Raw genomic sequence first — 270 nt, forward strand, 5'->3', positions numbered from 1 at the left:
CGTGCTCGACGGGCGCGCCCATGAGCTGGCAGCACCGCAGCCGTTCCGCAATCTGGTGGCGCAGGCGCGGCTGGGGGTTGATGCCAAGGCGCATGAAGAGTTCTTCCAGGAACAGTTGGCCGACATCGACGAGCCGACCATGCCGTTCGGGCTGAGCGAGGTGCGCGGCGACGGCAGCGGGGTCGGCGAGGCACGGCGGATGCTGCCGCAGGCGCTCAACGATCGGCTGCGGCAACAGGCGCGGCGGCTGGGGGTGAGCCTGGCGAGCCT

Annotated in this window: 1 protein-coding gene; it reads left to right on the forward strand. The window is 71.1% G+C overall.

What is annotated here, in order from left to right:
* A partial coding sequence (locus AC0L2A_RS36525) for a hypothetical protein (RefSeq protein WP_473613035.1) occupies positions 1 to 270 on the forward strand: 270 nt, incomplete at both ends.

The organism is Mesorhizobium sp. WSM4844 (genome assembly GCF_055811775.1).